The sequence below is a fragment of the Pantoea sp. JK genome, from assembly GCF_026130245.1.
Classification (GTDB): domain Bacteria; phylum Pseudomonadota; class Gammaproteobacteria; order Enterobacterales; family Enterobacteriaceae; genus Pantoea; species Pantoea trifolii.
This window is the reverse complement of record NZ_JAINFN010000009.1, coordinates 192035-212830: the sequence shown is the minus strand read 5'-3', so window position 1 is coordinate 212830 and position 20796 is coordinate 192035. Positions and strand designations below refer to the sequence as shown.

The window sequence follows — 20796 nt, the reverse complement described above, 5'->3', positions numbered from 1 at the left end:
CGCTAAACAAAAGCCAATAGGTTGGTTCATATAATTTACTTATAATCAGATCTGCATTCAGAAATTTAACTAAATATCGTTGTATTTGTTTTCTGTCCTTATTATTGTCAGCGCATAGTGCTAACGCCGTGAGAACCTCAATGCTCAATGCCCACCAGCAACAAATTCTGCGCTTACTTATTGCGTCGCATGGCATGAGCCGCACCGCGCTTGCGGAAAAAATGAAATTAAGCAAAGCCGCAATTAGCCCGCTGGTGAAAGAGATGCTGCAGGCTGGATTGCTGGAAGAGAGCGTTCCGGAATCCAGCGGTCAGGGTCGTCCATCGGTGTTATTAAAAATGCGTGCCGATAGCGCCTATTTTCTTGGTGCCTCGCTGCTTGGCGAGCGCGTGGTGTTAGTGCTGATTGATATGCACGGCCGCACGCTGGCCGCCACGCAAATGCCGTTGAATCTCGATCCGCCGCAGCTGGCAAAAATGATTGCGGCGGCGATTCCCGATCTGATTGCGCAGAAATCGATTTCGCAAGATCAGCTGATCGGGTTGGGCGTGACGCTGTCCGGATTTGTCGATGAACATCAGGCCATTTGCGTGCAGTCGGCGCTGCTGGGCTGGAAAAACGTGCCGCTGGCGGAACTGTTGAAACAGCAAACCGGGCTGGAAGTGTCGTTAGAAAACGATGCCAAGGCGTTAGCGGTGAGCGAGAAGATTTTCGGCGTGGCGAAAAAGGCGCGCAACTTCACCCTGATTTCACACGGTGACGGCATTGGATCGGCGCACTTCTTTCAGGGCCAGCTGCACCGTGGCGCACACGGCGCTGCCGGTGAAATCGCCCACTGCACCATCGAACCTGGCGGACGTCCGTGCCGCTGCGGCAAACGCGGCTGCCTCGATACGCTGGCCTCGTTAACCGCCATCCGCGAAAGCGTGCGTGACAAAGCGCTGGAGAGTGAATCGATTGCCGAGCTGGAAGCGCTGGCGGTAAAAGGCAACAGCGCGGCGATTGCCATCTTGCATCAGGCCGGTCATGCGCTGGGCTTGTCGATCGCCAATATCATCCAGATGAACGACCCCGAATTAATTGTCATTGCACATCAGCCCGATTCGTTTGATGGCTTGCTGAAAACCGTGGTGATGCAGGCAATCGACAGCCATGTGCTGCCGTCGATCATCGGCAAAACGCCGATCGCCAGCATGGCAATCAACGAAGAGAGCTGGGCCAGAGCCGCAGCCAGTGTGGCGGCGTATCGTTTTATCATTCACTTACCCGACTAGCGGAGGCTGCTATGCGCATTGCTTTTGGTGGAATTCATACTGAGTGCAGTACTTATAATCCGGTGCTGAATTATGCCGACGACTTCCGCATCGTGCGCGGGGATGAACTCACCACCAACCCTTACTTCGCCTTTCTGCAGGATTATGATGCCGCGTTTCTGCCGACCTTCCACGCGCGCGCCATCGCCGGGGGTCCGGTAGCGCGCATCACCTACGACGATTTTAAGCAGGAATTCCTGACGCGCCTCGCAGCACATTTGCCGGTGGATGGCGTCTATCTCGCCATGCACGGCGCGGTCTATGTTGAAGGCATGGAAGATGCCGAAGGCGACTGGATCAGCGCCACGCGCGAGTTGGTTGGCGCGGGTTGCCCGATCACCGTCAGCTACGATCTGCACGGCAATGTCACGCAGCGCATCATTGATGCCATCGATATGTTCTCGACTTACCGCACCGCGCCACACATTGATGTCGAAGAAACCATGCGCCGCTCGGTATCGATGCTGGTCAAAAGCCTGCAAACCGGCATCAAACCCGGCGTGGTGTGGGCATCGATTCCGGTGGTATTACCTGGCGAGCGCACCAGTACCGAAGATGAACCGGCTAAAAGTTTGTACGCCCGTTTGCCCGCGATAAACCAGCTGGAGCATATCTGGGATGCCTCGCTGATGGTCGGCTACGTCTGGGCCGATGAACCGCGCGCCACCGCCGCTGCGATCATGACCGGCACCGATGCCGATGTGCTGGCGGAACAGGCGGCAAAACTGGCGCTGGCTTACTGGCAGGCGCGCGATGAATTCAGCTTTGGCTGCGTCACAGGCAGCATTGAAGAGTGCGTCAGCATGGCTATCGCCAGCGAAACCGCGCCGGTGATTCTGGCCGATTCCGGTGATAATCCTACCGGCGGCGGCGTTGGCGATCGCGCGGATGTGTTGGTGGAGCTAATTCGCCGGGATGCACAGGGCGTTATCGTCGCCGGTATTACCGATAAACCCGCCACCGATGCAGCATTTGCTGCCGGCGTTGGCGCAATCTTAACACTGACCGTTGGCGCGTCGCTCGATCCGGCCGGTGGCAAAGTGCAGGCCGAATTTGTGGTGAAGCATCTTAGCGATGATCCGCGTTCGCTGGCGAAACAGGCGCTGCTGCAAACCGGCGGCATTACGTTGGTGGTCGCCGATCGTCGCCGTCCATATCACAACCTGGCGGATTTCGCCCTGCTCGGCCTCGATCCTGCCACCGCTAAAATTGTGGTGGTGAAGTCGGGTTATCTGTCGCCGGAACTGGCTCCGCTGGCGAATCCAAACCTGATGGCGCTGTCGGAAGGCGTGGTCGATCAATATGTGGAACGCCTAACCCGCAAACGCAAATTGCAGCCCGCCTATCCGTTTGATACGGATTTCAGCTTCCTGCCGGTGAGCAGTTTGTCTGCACGCTTTGTGAAAGCAAAATGAATATGTCAGCCTCAGCAGTCGCACCGGTGCTGCGCATCGAAAATCTGACCGTCGCCTTCCGCGTCGACGATCAATGGCGCGAAGTGGTGAAAAACCTGTCCTTAACCGTTAACGCCGGTGAAACGCTGGCGATTGTGGGTGAATCCGGTTCGGGGAAAAGCGTTACCTCAATGGCGATCATGCGCTTACTCAACATGCGCCACGCGCGCGTCAGCGGCAAAGTGTTGCTGAACGGCGTTGATCTGCTGACGCTGAGCGAATCCGCCATGCGTGATATTCGCGGCAATGCGGTGGCGATGATTTTTCAGGAACCGATGACTAGCCTGAATCCGTCGTTCACCATCGGCAATCAAATTGTTGAGGCGCTGATCAATCACCGCAAAATCAGCAAACGCGCCGCGCGTGAAGAGACCATTCGACTGCTGGAGAAAGTGCGCATTCCCAATGCGGCGAAACGCTTTAATGATTATCCGCACCATTTTTCCGGCGGCATGCGCCAGCGCGTGATGATAGCGATGGCGCTGGCGCTGCGTCCCAAACTGCTGATTGCCGATGAACCGACCACCGCACTGGACGTCACCATTCAGGGGCAAATTCTTGACCTGATTAAGACCTTGCAGGAAGAGGAAGGCACGGCAGTGCTGTTTATTACCCACGATATGGGCGTGGTAGCGGAAGTGTCAGATCGCACGCTGGTGATGTATCAAGGTGATGTGATGGAAACCGGCACCACTGCCGCGATCTTCTCCGCGCCCGCCGCCGATTACACCCGCACGCTGATTGCCACCGTGCCGCAGCTTGGCGCAATGCGCGGCATTGCTGGGCCGCGTAAGTTTTCCTTTGATGAGCACGACGCGCCTGATGCTAGCCTCGTATCCATATCGCAGCAGCCGCTGCTGTCGGTGAAAAATCTCAGCACCCGCTTCAGCATCCACGAAGGCGTGTTCAGCCGTAAAACCGGCGCGGTACATGCGGTGGAAAACATCTCATTTGATTTGATGCCGGGCGAAACCTTGTCGCTGGTCGGTGAATCCGGCTGCGGAAAATCCACCACCGGACGTTCGCTGACGCGCCTGGTTACGCCCGACGCGGGCGAAGTGGCTTTTGATGGTTACGACGTGCTGAATCTTTCTGCTCACGAGCTGCGCACCTTGCGCCGCGCCATGCAGATGATTTTTCAGGATCCGTTTGCCAGCCTTAATCCGCGCATGTCGGTGCTGGAAGCGCTCACCGAACCTTTTCTTCAACACCGTTTAGGCAGCAAAGCCGAGGCGCGTGCGAAAGCCGCTTCACTGATGGAGCGCGTCGGATTATCCGCCAGCATGATGAAACGCTATCCGCATGAGTTTTCCGGCGGACAGCGCCAGCGTATCTGCATCGCCCGTGCGTTGATGCTCGATCCGAAAATGATCATCGCCGATGAATCGGTGTCGGCGCTGGATGTCACGGTAAAAGCGCAAATCATCAATCTGCTGCTCGACCTGCAGCAGAGCCTCGGCTTGTCATATCTGTTTATTTCACACGATATGGCGGTGGTCGAGCGCATCAGCCATCGCGTGGCGGTGATGCTGCTCGGTGAGATCGTCGAGATCGGCCCGCGCGCGGCAATTTTTGAAAATCCGCAGCATGATTACACGCGCAAACTGTTGTCGTCGGTGCCGGTGCCCGATCCGGCGCGCCGCCATGTGAAGCGCCAGATTGACATCAGCGAACTGAAAAGCCCGGTGCGTGCGTTGGGATTTGTGCCTGAAGCGCGGCGTTATCGCGAAGTGAGTGACGGGCATTGGGTGATGGAGTGATCTGGCAATGCCCGTAAGAAGGTCGCCATGAATGGCGTAATGCTCGTCAGTTAAGAAAGCATGTTGCTTTAAACTGGTGCGGGCTCTGGCACATCTGCTGCGTCACGGGCCGTCCTCGCGCCGCTATCACGGTGCCTTCGGCTTTCACGTCGTGCCAACGGACCGTTCGCGGATCGGCCGTCCTGGACGGCCCCGAACTGCCTCACGCATCCATGCATGAGGCTCCTGGCCCAACGTAAAAGCCTCAGCGCTGCGAATGGCCCTCTTGCCGCAGCAGAGGCGCCAGCGCCTCTCAAAATTGAGCCTTTTTCAACATCACGTACGGAAGCTAAGAAGCAGGACGGGGCCGCTTTTGGGCAGGCAATCCGCAGCGCTGAACGAAGCGAGGAAGCCAGGAGAGCCCGCAGGACGCGGGCGAAAGGCGGAGCCGGGACATGGAGGTCCCGTCTCCGCCGGTCCGTCAGGCAGACGAGCAAAGTGAAGGTACCGCGATAGCGGCGCGAGGACCGCAGGACCAAAAGTGGCCCCGGCCTGCTCACTCATCGTTGGCTTAACTGACATGCATTACACCATGAATGGCGCCCCTAAGGCGCTTACAACTCAAACATCTTTCCGCCGCTGAAACTCCAGTCTCCGAGCTGGGTTTGCTGAATAATGATCATCAAATCATGGGGATCAAGATTAAGCCGCTGCTGCAGCCGTTCACTCAACATCCTATAGGTTGCCCGCTTCTGTTCCGCACTGCGCGGTTTTCCTGCCACGATGTTCAGCAACACATAGCGCTCGCTACGACCGCCGCTGAGATAGTGGCGATCATAAATAAAACGCGGCGCCGCCAGCGATTCAATTACCTGGAAACGATCGTCGGGCGGTACGTTGAACTCGGCGACCAGCACCTCATGCAACGTGTCCGATAAGATTTGCAGATCGGCATCGCTCCAACCGTCGCGCACGGTGATTCGGGTCAATGGCATCAGTTGTTCTCCTGTTGCAGCAAAGCCAGTGCGGTGACCGCAACGGGCCATCCGGCGTAGAACGCCTGATGAGTAAATAACTCCACCAGCTCTTCACGACTCAGTCCATTCTGCTGCGCAAATTCAAGATGCCACGGCAGTTGCTGCTCGCGGCCCAAAGCGCTGAGCGTGGCGAGCGTGATCAAACTGCGCTCACGCGGTGACAGCACCGGCCGCTGCCAGATATCACCAAACAACACCTGCTGGGTTAACTCGGCTAACTTCGGTGCGACCTGCTGTAACGAATCGCGATCCAGTGGCTTACTCATGATTTTCTCCGGCATTAAATAGGCAGCGATTGTGGCGCGCTGCTACAATCCTGAAAATCATATTATTCAGGACTCATAGTCCCGCTTTGAAGGATGGTTATGGAGAAGATTCCGGTCTCGCTTGATAGCGATGCGCTGCGCAGTTTTGTGTTGGGAATCGAGTGCGGCAGCTTCGCGCTGGCGGCGCAGCAGCTGTTCCGCTCGACGTCAGCGGTTAGCGCCCAGTTAAAAAAGCTGGAACAGCAATGCGGTATGGCGCTGGTGACCAAACGCGGTCGTCATCTGGCGCCCACGCCCGGCGGCGAAATCTTGCTGAGCTATGCGCGCCGTCTGCTCAGCCTGAATGATGAAGCCTGGCGCGCGGTGCGCGGCGAGTTGTTGCAGGGTGATGTGCGTATTGGCATGCAGGAAGATTTCGGTGAGTCGCTGATGCCTGGCATTCTTGGCCCGTTTAGCCGCCAGCATCCGAGTGTGCGTATCAGCGCGCGCGTCGATCGCAACCAACCGCTGTTGCAGGCGATGGCCGAGCAAAGTCTCGATATGGCGCTACTTTGGCAAGGTGATAATTTACCCGCGCAAAGTGAGTTGCTGGGCCAGACGCCGCTGGCGTGGATCGGTGCGCAAGAGTTCGATATTCGCTGCTTGCTCGCGCGTGGTGAAGCTATACCGCTGGTGATGTTTGAAGCGCCATGCTTGATGCGTACACGTGCGCTGAACGTGCTGGAACAGGCTGGGCTCGACTGGCGCGTGGTGTTTACCAGCCACAGTTTGAGCGGCATCTGGGCAGCGGTGCGGGCTGGATTAGGGATCACCTTGCGCAGCCAGATCGGTTTACCTGCTGGATTGCATGCCCTGAACGCTCAACTGCCCGCCGTGGGAAGTATGGGTATCGCACTGTGGCAACATAATGCTAACGATGCCGCCCAGCAAATGCTGGCGCAGCTTACGCGACATGGGGTGGCGGGATATCTTCCGCTTATCAAACCGACATTAACGTGAAACTGGAATAAAGCGGAGAGGTGCGGCCCATTCCTGCTAGTTTCCGCCCGGCACGCCTCAGTTAAATCAAACCTTCCGCTGCTATTTTACAGGTAAAATGTTTCCCGCATTATTCTTTCATACACAACAGACAAAATACCGCTCGGCTATTAGGATGGTGAGTGTGGAAATATTGCCAGGCGTGTTCCGGTGAATAAAAAGATCCCATAAAAACACGATTATCGTAGGCCGGCGCCATACGACAGCTTTCACGGTGCAAGTCGCAGCAACCCTCGCTATCTTCCTGAGCAAAGACGTAAAAATCCGTTGTAGGTAATTTCATCCGCGACACCTCGTGGGCAGAGATAAATATTAATGAATAAAATCTTTAAAATCGCCCGTTGCGGATACTATTTTTTAACTTTTTAGCAACCAGCTCACAGTGAGCTGAAATTAATTATAGCCTGCGAGAAACCTGCTGTCTTTAATAAAATAAAAAGAGATTATTTAACCAGAGCGCAATAAAATTGAAATTTAAATAATTATATTTAATTCCCCCTTTGTCGTTACGCTTAACAGGGCCAACATTTACTGTTAATGGCGGTGATTATTTATGAATATCCACTAAGATTTATCTTAAAAAAAAGATCTCCATTTTCGATCATTTAAACTTAAGTAAACTTAAATTTAAACACCGGAGATAATACTATGTTCAGTTACACTATCCGTGTCGAATTAAAAGACCCCACCGCTGGCACGCAAATAGAACTGCTGTATGCGATGCTTGAGAATGGTTTTGCGCGCAGTTTAGTCTGTGAGAAAGGTTATGCGTATGTGTTACCCACCAATGAATACGTTTATGTAGGTAGCGAGAATATAAGGAGTTTAACTGACAGAATTGTCACTTTGGTGAGTGAATTTAGCGAAAATCCTTCGGTGATGATTACCCAATCAGCCGCGAGGTGCTGGTCAGGGCTGCGTGGCGTAAACCTCGCATGAAAGATAAGATAAACGCCCTCTCATGGCAAAGACGGCGTTTATCAAACGATTTAAACAAACTTAAAATTTAATTAATTAGCCCGGATAAATACCGCGATCTTTACGTGCCAGCAGAATGCGCTCGCAGGCAACAATATAAGCAGCAGTACGCAATGAGCAGCGCTTTTCAGCGGCCTTATCCCAAACGTGCACCATCGCTTCCGTCATGATGCGATCCATACGCTGGTTAATCTCATCTTCACTCCAAAAGAAGCTCGCCATATCCTGAACCCATTCGAAGTAACTTACCGTTACCCCGCCTGCGTTGCAGATTACGTCTGGCACCACCTGTACACCGCGACTCGCCAGCATGTCATCCGCATCCGGATACGTTGGACCGTTAGCCCCTTCCAGCACCAGTTTGGCACTGATGATTTCGGCGCGCTCGCGGGTAATTTGCCCTTCCAGCGCAGCCGGGATCAGGATATCCATGGCGGTGGTCCAGAACTGCTCTCTGTCGATCTCACGCGCACCTGGGAAACCGGCAATCTGTTTATGTTCGATTTGCCACGCAGTCAGCGCGGCTAAATCGATGCCGCCTTCGTTGAGTAAGGTTGCGGTGTGATCCTGAATCACGACCACGCGCGCACCGGCTTCGGCGAACAGCCGCGCTGCTTCGCTACCTACATTACCAAAGCCTTGCAACGCCACGCGTGCGCCTTCAATGGTAATGTTGGAGCGTTTTGCCACTTCACGACCGGTTATAAATACGCCACGGCCCGTGGCTTTCTCACGGCCTAACGAGCCGCCAAGATGAATCGGTTTACCGGTGACAACGCCGGTAATGGTGGTGCCGTGGTTCATCGAGTAGGTATCCATCATCCAGGCCATGACTTTGCCATTGGTGCCGACGTCGGGTGCGGGAATATCTTTCTGCGGACCAATAATCAAGCCGATTTCACTGGTGTAGCGGCGGGTTAAGCGCTCCAGTTCACCTTCAGACAGCGAGTGCGGATCGACGCGAATACCGCCTTTTGCGCCGCCATAAGGCAGGTTAACCGCCGCACATTTGATGGTCATCCAGGCTGACAGCGCCATCACTTCATTCAGGTCAACTGCAGGATGGTAACGTACGCCCCCTTTGCCCGGTCCGCGCGAGAGATTGTGCTGTACGCGATAGCCCTCAAAGTGGCGAATCGAGCCGTCATCCATCTGCACCGGGATGTCGACAATCAGCGTTCTTTTGGGATGACGCAGGGTTTCGATCCAGCGAGACAATTCACCAAGATGAGGCGCAACGCGGTCAATTTGGCTCAGGTAGGTAGTCCAGGGAGATGTACTGCTTTCAGAAGCGTAAGATAACTTTTCCATGAGAAGCCTGTAGGTTCAGAGTTATTTATATTGAAAAGACGTGGAAAGGTGATGCATTGCACTAGACGGAAAGTAATTTAACACCTTTTAAGAAAAGCGGGTTGCGTTGAATAAGGAGGATTTAACTTTTTAGATACAAAAATTCGTGAAAGAGTGAATAACTAAGCATTAAAAAAGCCCCTCATATGACGCATATTTATGCGAATACTATTCACTAAATTGCATAAAATTGGATTTTATTCCTATTTTTCAGTTCTTTGATGGCTATCAAAAAGTGAATAAACTGTTATTTTTCCGCATTGACTTTGTTAACTCACGCCACCACGATGAGTAAAACCTAGCCGGAAACCTCCATCATGAATTAGCGTTTTATTAATTTCGTTATTCTTTCATCTATTTAAGCATGTCTCTTTAAGGTTCAACTCCTTATTTGCCATTGATGCTTGCGGGCATGCATCGTCATGCGTCTTTTTGCCAGACTGAAGGAATCAGTGTGTCTAACAAACCTACACAAGAGCAGATTCAGCCTGCTCGGACTCACGACGCCTCGCAAAAACTGCAGCGAGGACTGAGCGAACGTCATATTCAGATGATCGCGCTGGGTGGATCGATCGGTACCGGGCTGTTTATGGGCGCGGGACGTAATATTGCGGTGGCCGGAACCTCGATATTAATCATCTATATTCTGGTCGGCTTCTTCAGCTATATGGTGATGCGGGCGATGAGCGAAGTGCTGCTTAGCCGGCTCGACTATCGCTCATTTGCCGATTTTGTTGGTGATTATCTTGGGCCGAAAGCCAGCTTCTTTCTGGGATGGTCGTACTGGCTAAGTTGGGTGGTGACCTGTATTGCGGATGTGGTGGTGTGTGGCGCGTATATGCAATATTGGTTCCCGGAAATGTCAGCGTGGATACCCGCGTTGTTCACCCTCGGCATTCTGTGTCTGTTTAACATGTTGTCGGTGAAGGCTTTTGGTGAAGCTGAATTCTGGTTTGCACTGATCAAAGTGATTACCATCATCGCGCTGATTATCACCGGCGGATGGATGGTATTTAGCGGCTGGACCTCGCCGGATGGCGTTAAAGCTTCAGTGCATAACCTCACCGATCCCGCCGTGTTTATGCCGCATGGCATCACCGGTTTTCTTGCTGGTTTCCAAATCGCGATTTTCTCTTACACCGGCATTGAGCTGCTCGGCACCATGACGGCAGAAACCCGCGATCCCGAGAAAATTCTGCCGCGTGCAATTAACTCTCTGCCGCTGCGGATTGTGATTTTCTACATGCTCTCGATGATGGTGATCATCGCGGTGACGTCATGGCAAGGCGTGTCGCCGGATACCAGCCCATTCGTGACGCTGTTTGCCAAAGCCGGATTGCCCGCGGCGGCGGCGATCATCAACTTCGTGGCGCTCACCTCGGCAATGTCTTCCGCCAACAGCGGCGTCTACTCCAGCACCCGCATGTTATATGGCTTGTCCGTCGAGAAGCATGCGCACTGGCAGTTCCGTATTTTGTCGCGCACCACACGTATTCCGCTGCGCAGCCTGCTGTTCTCCTGCTTCTGCATGCTAAGCGGCACCTTGCTGCTGTTCCTGGTGCCGAATGTGACAACGCTGTTCACCATCGTTTCAACGCTGGCCGCGATTCTGGTGATCTATTGTTGGGGCATGATTCTGGTCTCATATCTTGTATACCGCAGACAACGTCCGGATCTGCATCAGAAATCCAAATTCAAGATGCCCGGCGGCAAAGTGACGGCCTGGGGAACACTGATTTTCTTCCTGTTCTCGGTGGTGATCATGATATTTGATCCCGACACGCTCGCTGCATTAGCTGCTTCACCGGCGTGGTTTATTGCGCTGTGGCTGTGTTGGAAGATGAAGGAGAAGCAGAAAACGGCAGTGAAGGTAGCGGCCTGATCGGGCCGTTACTTCATCAGCACCTGAAACTGCGGATTAAACTCGTCGAAAATCGGCAGCGCGGCGGCACCTAACGCGGCAGTATCGCTGCCGGTCATACCTACTTTAACGCGTGTTCCGGTGAGGTAGCGGCCGCGCACCGATTGATAGAGCGGCGGCAGGCGACGAATGATTTTATCCAGCAGCACCGCCGGCATCATGCCGCCGATGATCACGCTTTCAGCATCGAAGATGCACTCCAGCAGGTTAATCGCCTGACGCAGTGGCGTTAACACGGTATCGATCCATTTATCAAACAGCGCCGGATCGACTTCCAGCAAATCTTCCGGCAAGGCGGTCATCGGATCGAGCCCGCAAAACTCGTACGCCGCCTGCAATGAAACATAGCGTTCTAAGCATCCATGATTGCCGCAGTAACATTCGCGTCCGCCGGGCTCCACCACCACATGACCCACTTCACCGGCGTTATGCGCATGCCCGCTATACACATGGCCATCCATGATAATGCCCGCGCCCAAACCGGTGCCGATGTAGAGATAGACAAACGAGTTGAGCTGTCGCGCCACGCCATGAAAACGTTCGCCAATTGCCGCCACCGTGGCATCGTTTTCCAGCGTTACTGGCACGCCGCTCATCGCAGCAAGTTTGGCTTCGATATTCACCTGTTCCCAGCCGTGCAGCGTGGTTGGCCCCATCGACGAGATGCCCTCAACACCGAATGGGCCAGGCATCACCACACCAATGCCCAGCACTTTCTGCCAGCGATCGCCCAGCTGCGTTTTGATCTCGCTGAGCACCTCGGCGATGCGCGCTAACGTGGCATCCGGTTGCGGCTTTTGTACCAGAATAAGGCGGCGGAAGTGAATTTCACCGGTAAGATCCACCAGCACAATCAGCAGCGTTTGGTGATCAAGATGGATGCCGATCGAAAAGGCGCTGGCGGGATTAAGCGTCACCGGAATCGCCGGTTGCCCGCGTCCTTGCTTGCGCGGCGCACGGCTGGTGAGCAGTTCGGCCTGCTCCAACTCCGCCACAATATTCGACACGGTTTGCGGCGTCAGCGCGGTGAGACGAGCCAGCTCGGCGCGGGTCAGTTCACCATGCAGGCGAATGGCTTCAATGATCACGCGGCGATTGTGCGCCCGTGCATGTTCAAGATTGGTTCCCGACGTTTTCACCTTGCTCCCTTCCCTTTAATTCCACGCGCTGCGGATAGCCGCATCAATATCTATGATCGGCCACACATTTTACAACCCTTTCGGGAAGGGAAAGAGGATTGGCCTGGCGCATGAATCACTGCGCCAGGCTCGCGCGAGCGCTAAATCAGCTTAATAGCTCACCGGCTTAATCACCTGATAGCCGGGTTGGTTAATATATTTTTCCAACACCTGTTCTGACCAATGTTGTTTGGCGACTGGTTGAATCGTCATCGAAACATACTGACTTTTCACACCCAATTTTTCGGTGATAATTTCAGTCAGCGCCTGAGATAGCGCGTCGAGATCGAGACTCTCTTCTGGACCTTGATGAAAGCTCACATTGAGATGCGGCATCGTTTGGGTTCTCCTTAAAGTCAGTGATTACGACAATAGGTGTAATGCGCCATGGCAATCTCTCCAGCCACGCGTGCCGTATTGATTAGTACCGCTTTGTTGGCTTCTGCTGAACGCCCCGCCGTCATCTCTTCCACGGCTTTCATAATGAATTTCGTTACACCATTACCGTTAATACCCTGCAGCTTCGCCTGGGAGATAGCGTTGTCAATGGCTTGCTGAACCTCCTCGCTGTTGATGGCATCCTCTTCACGGGTTGGGGTAGCAATCACCATTCCGGCGGCCCCTGGCAGCGCCCGGTTGATTTCAATCGCACGCGCAAGTTGCGGTGCTGAATCCAGGCGCACTGGACTTTTAAAGCCGCTGTTACGGCAATAGAACGCCGGAAACTCATCGGTTTGCCAGCTGACAAGCGGTACACAATGGGTTTCGAGATACTCCAACGTGAGACCCACATCAAGGATGTTTTTAACGCCGGCACAGATTACCGTCACTTTTGAACGCGTTAACTGGATGAGATCGGCGGAAATATCCATTGATGTTTCCGCACCACGATGAACACCGCCCAATCCGGCAGAGGAGAAGAAAGGAATGCCCGCTAATTCAGCAATCACCAACGACGACGCTACGCTGGTGGCTCCCATCGCACCGGTCGCCAGAATAAACGGTAACTCGCGACTGGAGACTTTGGCTATATTTTTTTGAGTGGCGAAACGTTCTATTTGTTGGTAATCCATACCCACCAAAATTTTACCGTTATCGATACCAATAGTGGCAGGAATCGCGCCGCTTATCCGCACAGCCGCCTCGACCTTTAATGCCGTTTCAATATTATCGGGATAATTAAGCCCGTGGGTAATCACATTCGATTCCAGCGCAACAACGGGATGTCCTAATTCAAGTGCTTGCTTCACTTCGGGTTGAAATTCGAGTTTAAATTCGCTGTTACGCATGCGCCTGTTCCTTACACGGTTGAGTAGTAAATAAGGTGTGAATCAGTTCATGGATGCCGTGCTGTTTAAGCACCGCATAGTGATCGACTGATAACTCAATAATGGTTGGCGGTTGTCGACTAAATGCTGGCGCATGCTCTAAAAACGAGTAATGGTCGCCTTGTGCTTTTACAATGGTGACAGACGCGTTGAGTTGTCGATTTTGCAACTCCTTGAACTGATAACTAAACGCATAAGTGGTTTCGACAATGTGAATGATGCGCTCAACCATTTCACGCTGTAACAGGGGAAAGCGCTGGCAAATAAAGGCAATGAACTCTGCTTTGGTATTGCAACTACTCAGGCAGCGATCCAGTAACGGCCCCTCAACCTGATGGGCAAACACCGAGAACAGAATGGCCAGAAATACCGGATTATCAAAAGCGGCTTTATGCTCGTATCGTTGTTCTCGCTCCATTTGCGTGATGGGCGCGCCCGGCGCTAATAGAGACAGTGACTCAACAACATCACCTTGCGCTTCGAGTTGCGCTGCGGTTTCAAAAGCCACGCGCGCGCCAAAAGAGTATCCCCAAAGTGTGTAAGGACCGGTTGGCTGTATCGCTTTTATCTGGCGAATATCTTCCAGTGCCATTTGCTGAATGGTTGGCAGTGGTATTTCACCTTCATTTATACCTCTCGCCTGAATGCCATAAAATGCACGCTGATCAGGAATATGCTGCGCCAGTAATTTGAGATTTAACGGATATCCTCCCAAACCTGGCCAGCAGAAAATCGGTTTTTCCGCAAAATCATTCAGTTTGATCAGACGGGAATATTCAACGTCGGATTGAATACAATTTTCTACCGCAGTCGCTAAACCTGCGATATGAGGCGTATGAAATATCACCTGCAGCGGAAGTTTAATATTGAAGGTTTTATTGATGCGATTAACCAGCCCAACCGCAGTTAACGAGTTGCCGCCACCGGTAAAGAAATCGTCCGTGGCAAATACCGCTTCCCATTTCATTACCGCGCACCAAATTTCGGCAATTTTCTTTTCGGTCGCGGATTTAAGCGGCACCCTCTCTTGCCCATCGTCTGTATGCGTTAATTCTGGAAGCGCTTTCAGTGCCTGATGGTCAACTTTGCCATTGGCCGTCTGCGGGAGATTATCCAGGATGATCACTTTATTCGGGATCATATATTTTGGCAGCTGTGCCGCCAGGTCTTCCTTGAGTAGTTCAACTGGACCCTGCATATGAATGCGATCCTCATTCATTCCCCGATGCAGAAACTGCGCCTGGCTGATTGGCCCTCCCACGCAAAAATAGAGGCTCTCCATAGGCAGTTGCTGTTCCGCCAAAATTGCACGCATGCTTATCGCGGCAGGCAAGTCGTTATTACTTTTCGAGCTGTAACCGGATGACATCAGGCCCAACCGTTGTGTATTCGCTTGTAAACGATGCATTTCACGACCCGCAAGGATGTAATGTTCTTCACGATCGCCGCCATTACACACCACACTAATTCCGAACTGCGCACGGTCAAACACCCTTTGATTAATCGCGATGACATCCCTTTTCTGCAACATGCTGGTCGAAAGGAAATGCAATTCACCTGCCTGGTACTGATAAAGTCCGGCATCTAAGTCCGGGAGCGGCTGCTGCATTTGTAAATAGAGTTCAGGTTGCACGCGGCTCGCTGCAACCGGTTGATGATCAACGACGTAGCAACCCAGATAATCGTCATCGTGGCTGCCTTGATACCACTCAGGTAATGCGCCGCGTAATAGTGCGGCTTGATGTACATGAAGCCCCAATTCGGGCAGCAACTCGTCAAAAAGACCGAGCATGTGACCAGTTTCCATCTCCAGTACTTCACGCAGATTATTTTTATAAACCGGCTCAATCGCCTGTCGATTACCGACAAAATGCAGCCGGAAAATGGGATCCGTTGTCGGTTGCAATGAGGCAATAGGTAGCAAGCAGTGATGAACAGGATGGTAGTAATAGATCGCGGGGGGTAATCCGGCACAACCCTTTAATTCCAGGTAGAGTTGTGTGGCGTAGAGTGCGCCCGGCGATGCATAGGCGTATTTGGGTAATAACCGCTCATCACTGACAAATTGCCCAAAATTGCGTAACAGCTTGCCCAGTTTATCCAGCGTGAGCGTCGCGAGATTTTCATCTGTGCAGCTCTCTATGGGCTGACGTTGTAAAAGATCGATTAAATCCTGTCGCGTCAGCGACGGTTCGCCGTCAAAAAAACGATAGGTTTTACGACCAAACGCCGTCGTGCGCTGTTGATGGTCTGAAGCGATATAAGGCAGCGTGATGCTACTGGATAATTGGGCCGTTGATATCATTCGGCAACCCGCATTGGACAACTGCGCTTTCACCTGCAACTTACTCGATTTAGAGAGATGGTGACGATCGTGATTGCCTTGATCCATCAGCGCCGCCTGGCGTTTGTCCAGCTCAACACAGGCGACCAACGTCTGATAACCCGAGCGCGGATCTTGTTGAACCACAACCGCCGCTGTTTTTACCCAGTGATGATTTTCAATTGCCAGGCGAATCTCATCCAGTTCTACCCGATAACCGCGTAGCTTGATCTGATTATCCACGCGCGCCACAAAGTGGGTATTACCATTCGGATCCTGACGAACTAAATCGCCAGTTTTGTATAAGAGATCGTGACCTGCCATTATTTTTCTGGGATTCGGCAGGAATTTTTCATCGGTGAGTTCAGGTCGCTGATAGTAGCCTTTAGCGACCTGCAAACCAGAAATATAGAGTTCACCCGTTTCACCCGGCACGACAGGTTCACCCGCGGGATTAAGCACATGATAAAGCGTATTGGCCGCAGGTTTACCAATGGCGATGGCATCGGGATAAGCAGCGATCAACTCAGGATCCAGCGTAAAACTCGACGCGTTGATGGTGCATTCGGTTGGACCATACAAATTGGTCAATGCAGCGTGCGGTAAACGCTGGAAAAACGCCTGCGCCAGATTGCGAGTCAGAATCTCACCGCCACTAAATACGTGCTTTAACGCACAGCAGTCCTGGAAAAGGGGGTGTTCGACCAGTGCCTGCAACAACGTGGGTACAGATTGCAACACTGTCACCTGCTCGCTAATGAGGGTGTTGATCAATGCATCCGGATCCCGATAGCAATCCTTTGGACCCATAATCACCTGGCTACCAAAGGCCGGTGCCAGAATTTCCCACTGTGCGGCATCAAAACTGGCCGGGGTTTTCTGCAAAATGCGGTCATTGTGGTCAAAACCAAACTGGCTTTTTAGCCAGGCCATCTGGTGAGAAATATTCGCATAGCTCACCATCACGCCTTTTGGTTTACCGGTGCTACCCGATGTATAGATCATATAGGCTAGCCGCTCCCGGTGGTGGCACGGGTGGCGAGGAACAGTGGCTGCGGCACTGGCCTGAAGGTCATCCAGCGTGATGATAGTAATCTCTTCTGTCACCATCGTAGCGAGTTGCGCCTTAAGATGCGGCTGGGTAAGTACCATCTTGATGCCCGAATCCTCGATCATATAGCGCAGACGATCGGCAGGATAATCCGGTGCCAGCGGCAGGTAGGCGCGCTCAGCCGCGAGAATGCTCCATGCGCCGCAAATCATCTCAACCGAAGGTTCACAATAAAGTCCGATGTACTGCAATTCGGTATCAATCAACGCGTTGAGTTTCTTTCCATTGCTCCAAATCTGCTGAAAAAAATGACGATAACTCAATGAGTTTTGCGCATCTTTGACCGCAATTTGCTCAGGGAAATGGCGCGCATGGGTTTCAAGCATGGCGAATAAACTTACTGAGTGACTGCTATGACTACGTTCTGAAAAGGATTCTGAAACAGCAGGCGATATTGGGGCTTTGACCGTCATGATAATGTAATATTCCCAGCAGTTATAGTTCACACAAAAGATACTTTTGCAGTTAGCAAAGTCAAGTATCTTTTTGGAAAGATATTTCTTAAAGAGGAATTATGCCGGGAAAAAGGTCAATGAAGGGATTAACCGGCCTGGAATCAGGCCGGTATCGGAACTACTTTTCGTTAGCTAATAACCAGCTACGTAACAGCGATGCCAATTGTTCTCGCTGCTCTTGACTTAACGGATTCAGAATCTCATCTTCATTGGCGACATGTTCTGATATAGCTTTATCTATCAATGACTTTCCTTTTTTTGTCAGGCTCAAGTTACAGCTCCGGCGATCTTCTTCGCTGTAAATCCTTTCAATTAAATCACGCTGAACCAACTGCTCAACCCTTGTACTCATCGCCCCAGAGGACAACATCAATGTTTGGTAGAGTTCTGTAGGTGTCGTCAGCGAATTGAACCGCCTGAGCGCCGCCAGAATATCAAACTCGATAGCGCTCAGATCGTTGTTTTTAAATGTTTTATCGAGCTTTTTATCAACAATTCTGCTCATGCGGCTGATGCGGCCAAGCACGCCCATGGGTGAACAATCCAAATCGGGGCGTTGTTGCAGCCACTGAACGAGTAATCTGTCTACATGGTCATACTGCATGGTGTTCCTCATAAAAGAAAAAGAGACTTGAAAATGAATTATAGTTGTGTTTATCTTTTTAATGAGTATCTTTTTGAAAAGATACTATCGTGAAAGATATATTCATCTTATCACTCTATTACTGTTTCTCAAGGATCAATAGGACTGACCTATGTCAACACTGCCCAACGTTCACGTGTTACCCGATTCTGCCTGGCTATCCCATTTACATCTCAGGATGCGTAATCGTTCGGCCAACCTGAACACCTTCACACACCATGCAAATCAGGTGATACGTTTGCTGCTGCAAAGCGCCGCACAGCACTTGCCCTACTCTGATGAGACAGTGACCACGCCAATAGGTGATCCTTTTACGGGTAAGGCACTTGTCCGTGATATCTGTGGGGTATCCGTGATTAGAGCGGGTGAAAGCATGGAGAGTGAGTTCCGCGCCATGTTTCCGCATCAACCTATCGGTAAGATCCTTATTCAGCGCGATAAAGAGTCGAAACTTCCGCACTATCTTTATTCACATTTACCTGCAGGTATTGCTGGCATGAGCGTCATGCTTTTCGAGCCGATGCTGGCTACCGGCGGTTCGCTGCTGAAAGCGATTGATATTCTCAAAGAGAGTGGCGTTGCTATTGAGAATATGATCGTAGTCAACGTGCTTGCTTCCCCTGCGGGTATTCAGCGCCTGGTCGAAACCTGGCCCGATTTGACCATCATCACATCATCGATTGAAAAAGGGATGACGGATTCTGCCTTTATGCGGCCTGGTATTGGTGATTTTGGCGATCGCTACTTTGGCACTTATCCGGGCGTGCATCATGAATAAGTTTGCCACGCTAATAAACATTATGATCACTGCGCTGGCGCCGATCATTTGGGGCAGTACCTATATTGTGACTACGCAGACCTTACCGGCCAATATGCCCTTACTGGCCTCGGTCATCAGGGCGTTATTAGCCGGCATTATTTTATTGCTGTTTTGCCGCGTGCGACCTTACGGCGTTTGGTGGTTAAAAATGGCGGCGTTAGGATTTCTTAATATTGGCCTGTTTTTTTACTGCCTGTTTGCCGCCGCTTATTTTTTGCCTGGTGGTCTGGCATCACTGGTGATGTCCTGCCAGCCAATCATTGTTATGGTTATTGGTGCATTGGTGTTTCGGCATAAGCTCAGCATTATGCATGTGTTTTCCGCGCTGGTTGGTGTGGCTGGCATTGGGCTACTGGTGTTAAACAGCGCCGTTCAGCTTAATACGCAGGGAATTATGGTTGGATTAGTTGGCACCACCAGCATGGCGATGGGCATTTTGCTCACCAAGCATTGGGGACGACCAGCCAATATGTCTTTACTGGCATTTACCGGCTGGCAATTGACGCTAGGCGGTTTAATGTTATTGCCTGCGGCGCTTTGGCTGGAAACGTTTCCTTCTCGACTTACGCTAACCAATATTATTGGCTACGGCTGGTTAAGTCTGGCGGGCGGCGTTTTTGGCTACTTTGTCTGGTTCCGTGGCATTGAAAAACTACCGCCGGTTACCACTTCTTTCCTGGGTTTTATGAGCTCTTTATCTGCTTGTGTGCTGGGCTATTTAATCCTCGGCCAAACATTCACCCATTTACAGCTGGTGGGATGTGTAGCGATTGTTACGGCTATTTATCTGGCTCGTCCGCGTCATGATAAATCCCAATCACCTGTCGCTTTACCACAAAGAAAGCTGGGCCATTAATTTTCAGTTAGCTTTTTGTATTGAGAGACAATCAATGAATACGCCTCAAACTATTATTATGTTTGACCTCGACGGAACACTTTTTGATACCGCTCAGGCCATCCCTTTAACATTTAATGCAGCTTTTCGCGCATTGGGTTTAAAAGAATTACCGCAAGCGTTAATCAGACAGACGATAGGCTTACCATTGGAACAAGCCTTTGCCCAACTAATGCAACTGCCCGTGAACAATTATCTGGTTGAATTAGCTGTTGAAGAGTATCAGCGTCAATTTAAACTCATCATTATTCCCGCTGCCCAATCTTTACTCTTCCCCGGTGTGATTAACGGACTGGAGACACTTAAGCGCCTGGGAATGCGCTTATCGGTGACAACCAATAAATTTTCTCACAGTGCCAATACCTTACTATCTGCGGCGCACATCGCCTCACTGTTTGATATTGTTGTCTGTGCGGATGAAGTGCAGCAAAAAAAACCGCATCCAGAATCCGGGGAAAAAATCCTCGATTTTTTCAACGCCAGCAATGCACAAGCCATTATGGTGGGTGATACCACACATGACATTCTCATGGCGAACCATTTGGGATGTAAATCAATTGCAGTGACCTATGGTATTCACGATGAAAAAACCTTGCTTACTGCTTCGCCAAATTCATTAGCACATGACTTTACTCAAGTGGTGCAACTTTGCCAACAATACCATCAACAGCAAAATGCTCTCGTCAGTCTTGTGTGACTACCAATAGACAACACCGAGGTTATTATGCAGACATTGATCTCAAATTTTCTTTCAGCCTATTTTCTGGTGGGATATATCGTCACGGCCTATGTGGTTATCCTTTTTTTTATTACTGGGAAACATATTTTTTATGGTGTAAAAGGACGCCTTTCCGCGAAATATAAATTTGGCTATGTGATAGCGATGATATTAATCATGCCTGCCCTCTATCTCTTCCTGTTACGAGAAATTGGCATGCTGCATCGCA

18 protein-coding genes are annotated in these 20796 nt (G+C 51.6%); 9 read left to right on the top strand and 9 right to left on the bottom strand.

Annotated features, from left to right (window positions below; all coding sequences use genetic code 11):
- The first annotated feature begins 140 nt into the window (after positions 1 to 140).
- From PanJK_RS19180 to PanJK_RS19170, 3 genes are read left to right on the top strand one after another with little or no spacing between them, the layout of a single operon-like run.
- Entirely contained in the window at positions 141 to 1274 is a 1134-nt protein-coding gene (locus PanJK_RS19180) for an ROK family transcriptional regulator (RefSeq protein ID WP_265302085.1), read from the top strand.
- 11 nt (positions 1275 to 1285) lie between these two features.
- A complete protein-coding gene (locus tag PanJK_RS19175) occupies positions 1286 to 2728 on the top strand; it encodes a M81 family metallopeptidase (protein ID WP_265302083.1) in 1443 nt (480 codons plus the stop codon).
- A gap of 2 nt (positions 2729 to 2730) precedes the next feature.
- On the top strand, positions 2731 to 4527 hold the full coding sequence (locus tag PanJK_RS19170; RefSeq protein WP_414858954.1) for a dipeptide ABC transporter ATP-binding protein: 1797 nt from the start codon (positions 2731 to 2733) through the stop codon (positions 4525 to 4527).
- A 593-nt stretch (positions 4528 to 5120) separates the two neighbouring features.
- Here PanJK_RS19170 and PanJK_RS19165 read toward each other — a convergent pair.
- The gene (locus PanJK_RS19165) at positions 5121 to 5501 is read right to left on the bottom strand and encodes a tautomerase family protein (RefSeq protein WP_265302079.1); all 381 of its coding nucleotides are present in this window, start codon (positions 5499 to 5501) and stop codon (positions 5121 to 5123) included.
- A complete protein-coding gene (locus tag PanJK_RS19160) occupies positions 5501 to 5809 on the bottom strand; it encodes a carboxymuconolactone decarboxylase family protein (RefSeq protein ID WP_256698498.1) in 309 nt (102 codons plus the stop codon). Before PanJK_RS19160 ends, PanJK_RS19165 begins: the two co-directional genes overlap by 1 nt.
- Positions 5810 to 5908: 99 nt before the next feature.
- Here PanJK_RS19160 and PanJK_RS19155 point away from each other — a divergent pair, with 99 nt between their 5' ends.
- Positions 5909 to 6808: a LysR substrate-binding domain-containing protein gene (locus tag PanJK_RS19155; protein WP_265302076.1), complete on the top strand. Its 900-nt coding sequence runs from the start codon at positions 5909 to 5911 to the stop codon at positions 6806 to 6808.
- Between the two features lie 109 nt (positions 6809 to 6917).
- Here the strand turns inward: PanJK_RS19155 and PanJK_RS19150 are convergent, their stop codons facing one another.
- Positions 6918 to 7130, bottom strand: a complete 213-nt coding sequence (locus PanJK_RS19150) for a hypothetical protein (protein WP_265302075.1) — start codon at positions 7128 to 7130, stop codon at positions 6918 to 6920.
- 365 nt (positions 7131 to 7495) lie between these two features.
- Between PanJK_RS19150 and PanJK_RS19145 the strand changes: the two genes are divergently transcribed.
- Complete coding sequence (locus PanJK_RS19145; protein WP_256698495.1) at positions 7496 to 7786, top strand: hypothetical protein; 291 nt, start codon at positions 7496 to 7498, stop codon at positions 7784 to 7786.
- Positions 7787 to 7861: 75 nt separating this feature from the next.
- Here the strand turns inward: PanJK_RS19145 and PanJK_RS19140 are convergent, their stop codons facing one another.
- Positions 7862 to 9136, bottom strand: coding sequence for a Glu/Leu/Phe/Val family dehydrogenase (locus PanJK_RS19140; RefSeq protein ID WP_256698494.1), 1275 nt, complete (start codon positions 9134 to 9136; stop codon positions 7862 to 7864).
- Positions 9137 to 9629: 493 nt separating this feature from the next.
- Between PanJK_RS19140 and PanJK_RS19135 the strand changes: the two genes are divergently transcribed.
- Positions 9630 to 11057, top strand: coding sequence for an amino acid permease (locus PanJK_RS19135; protein ID WP_414858953.1), 1428 nt, complete (start codon positions 9630 to 9632; stop codon positions 11055 to 11057).
- Between the two features lie 8 nt (positions 11058 to 11065).
- Here PanJK_RS19135 and PanJK_RS19130 read toward each other — a convergent pair whose 3' ends face one another.
- From PanJK_RS19130 to PanJK_RS19110, 5 genes are all read right to left on the bottom strand, one after another.
- Positions 11066 to 12235 carry an ROK family transcriptional regulator gene (locus PanJK_RS19130; protein ID WP_265302072.1) on the bottom strand — a complete coding sequence of 390 codons (1170 nt, stop codon included), beginning with the start codon at positions 12233 to 12235 and terminating at the stop codon, positions 11066 to 11068.
- Between the two features lie 150 nt (positions 12236 to 12385).
- The gene (locus PanJK_RS19125) at positions 12386 to 12610 is read right to left on the bottom strand and encodes a tautomerase family protein (RefSeq protein ID WP_256698492.1); all 225 of its coding nucleotides are present in this window, start codon (positions 12608 to 12610) and stop codon (positions 12386 to 12388) included.
- 20 nt (positions 12611 to 12630) lie between these two features.
- The gene (locus PanJK_RS19120) at positions 12631 to 13563 is read right to left on the bottom strand and encodes a pseudouridine-5'-phosphate glycosidase (RefSeq protein ID WP_265302068.1); all 933 of its coding nucleotides are present in this window, start codon (positions 13561 to 13563) and stop codon (positions 12631 to 12633) included.
- Positions 13556 to 17449, bottom strand: coding sequence for an amino acid adenylation domain-containing protein (locus PanJK_RS19115; RefSeq protein WP_265302066.1), 3894 nt, complete (start codon positions 17447 to 17449; stop codon positions 13556 to 13558). Before PanJK_RS19115 ends, PanJK_RS19120 begins: the two co-directional genes overlap by 8 nt.
- A gap of 160 nt (positions 17450 to 17609) precedes the next feature.
- Positions 17610 to 18095: a MarR family winged helix-turn-helix transcriptional regulator gene (locus PanJK_RS19110; protein ID WP_256698490.1), complete on the bottom strand. Its 486-nt coding sequence runs from the start codon at positions 18093 to 18095 to the stop codon at positions 17610 to 17612.
- Between the two features lie 151 nt (positions 18096 to 18246).
- Between PanJK_RS19110 and upp the strand changes: the two genes are divergently transcribed.
- Genes upp through PanJK_RS19095 form a run of 3 tightly spaced genes read left to right on the top strand, consistent with a single transcriptional unit; the run spans position 18247 to position 20546 of the window.
- On the top strand, positions 18247 to 18912 hold the full coding sequence (gene upp, locus PanJK_RS19105) for a uracil phosphoribosyltransferase (RefSeq protein ID WP_265302063.1): 666 nt from the start codon (positions 18247 to 18249) through the stop codon (positions 18910 to 18912).
- Complete coding sequence (locus tag PanJK_RS19100; RefSeq protein WP_265302061.1) at positions 18866 to 19810, top strand: EamA family transporter; 945 nt, start codon at positions 18866 to 18868, stop codon at positions 19808 to 19810. The genes upp and PanJK_RS19100 overlap by 47 nt, the downstream gene beginning before the upstream one ends.
- 34 nt (positions 19811 to 19844) lie before the next feature.
- Entirely contained in the window at positions 19845 to 20546 is a 702-nt protein-coding gene (locus PanJK_RS19095; RefSeq protein WP_265302059.1) for an HAD family hydrolase, read from the top strand.
- The last annotated feature ends 250 nt before the right edge of the window (positions 20547 to 20796 follow it).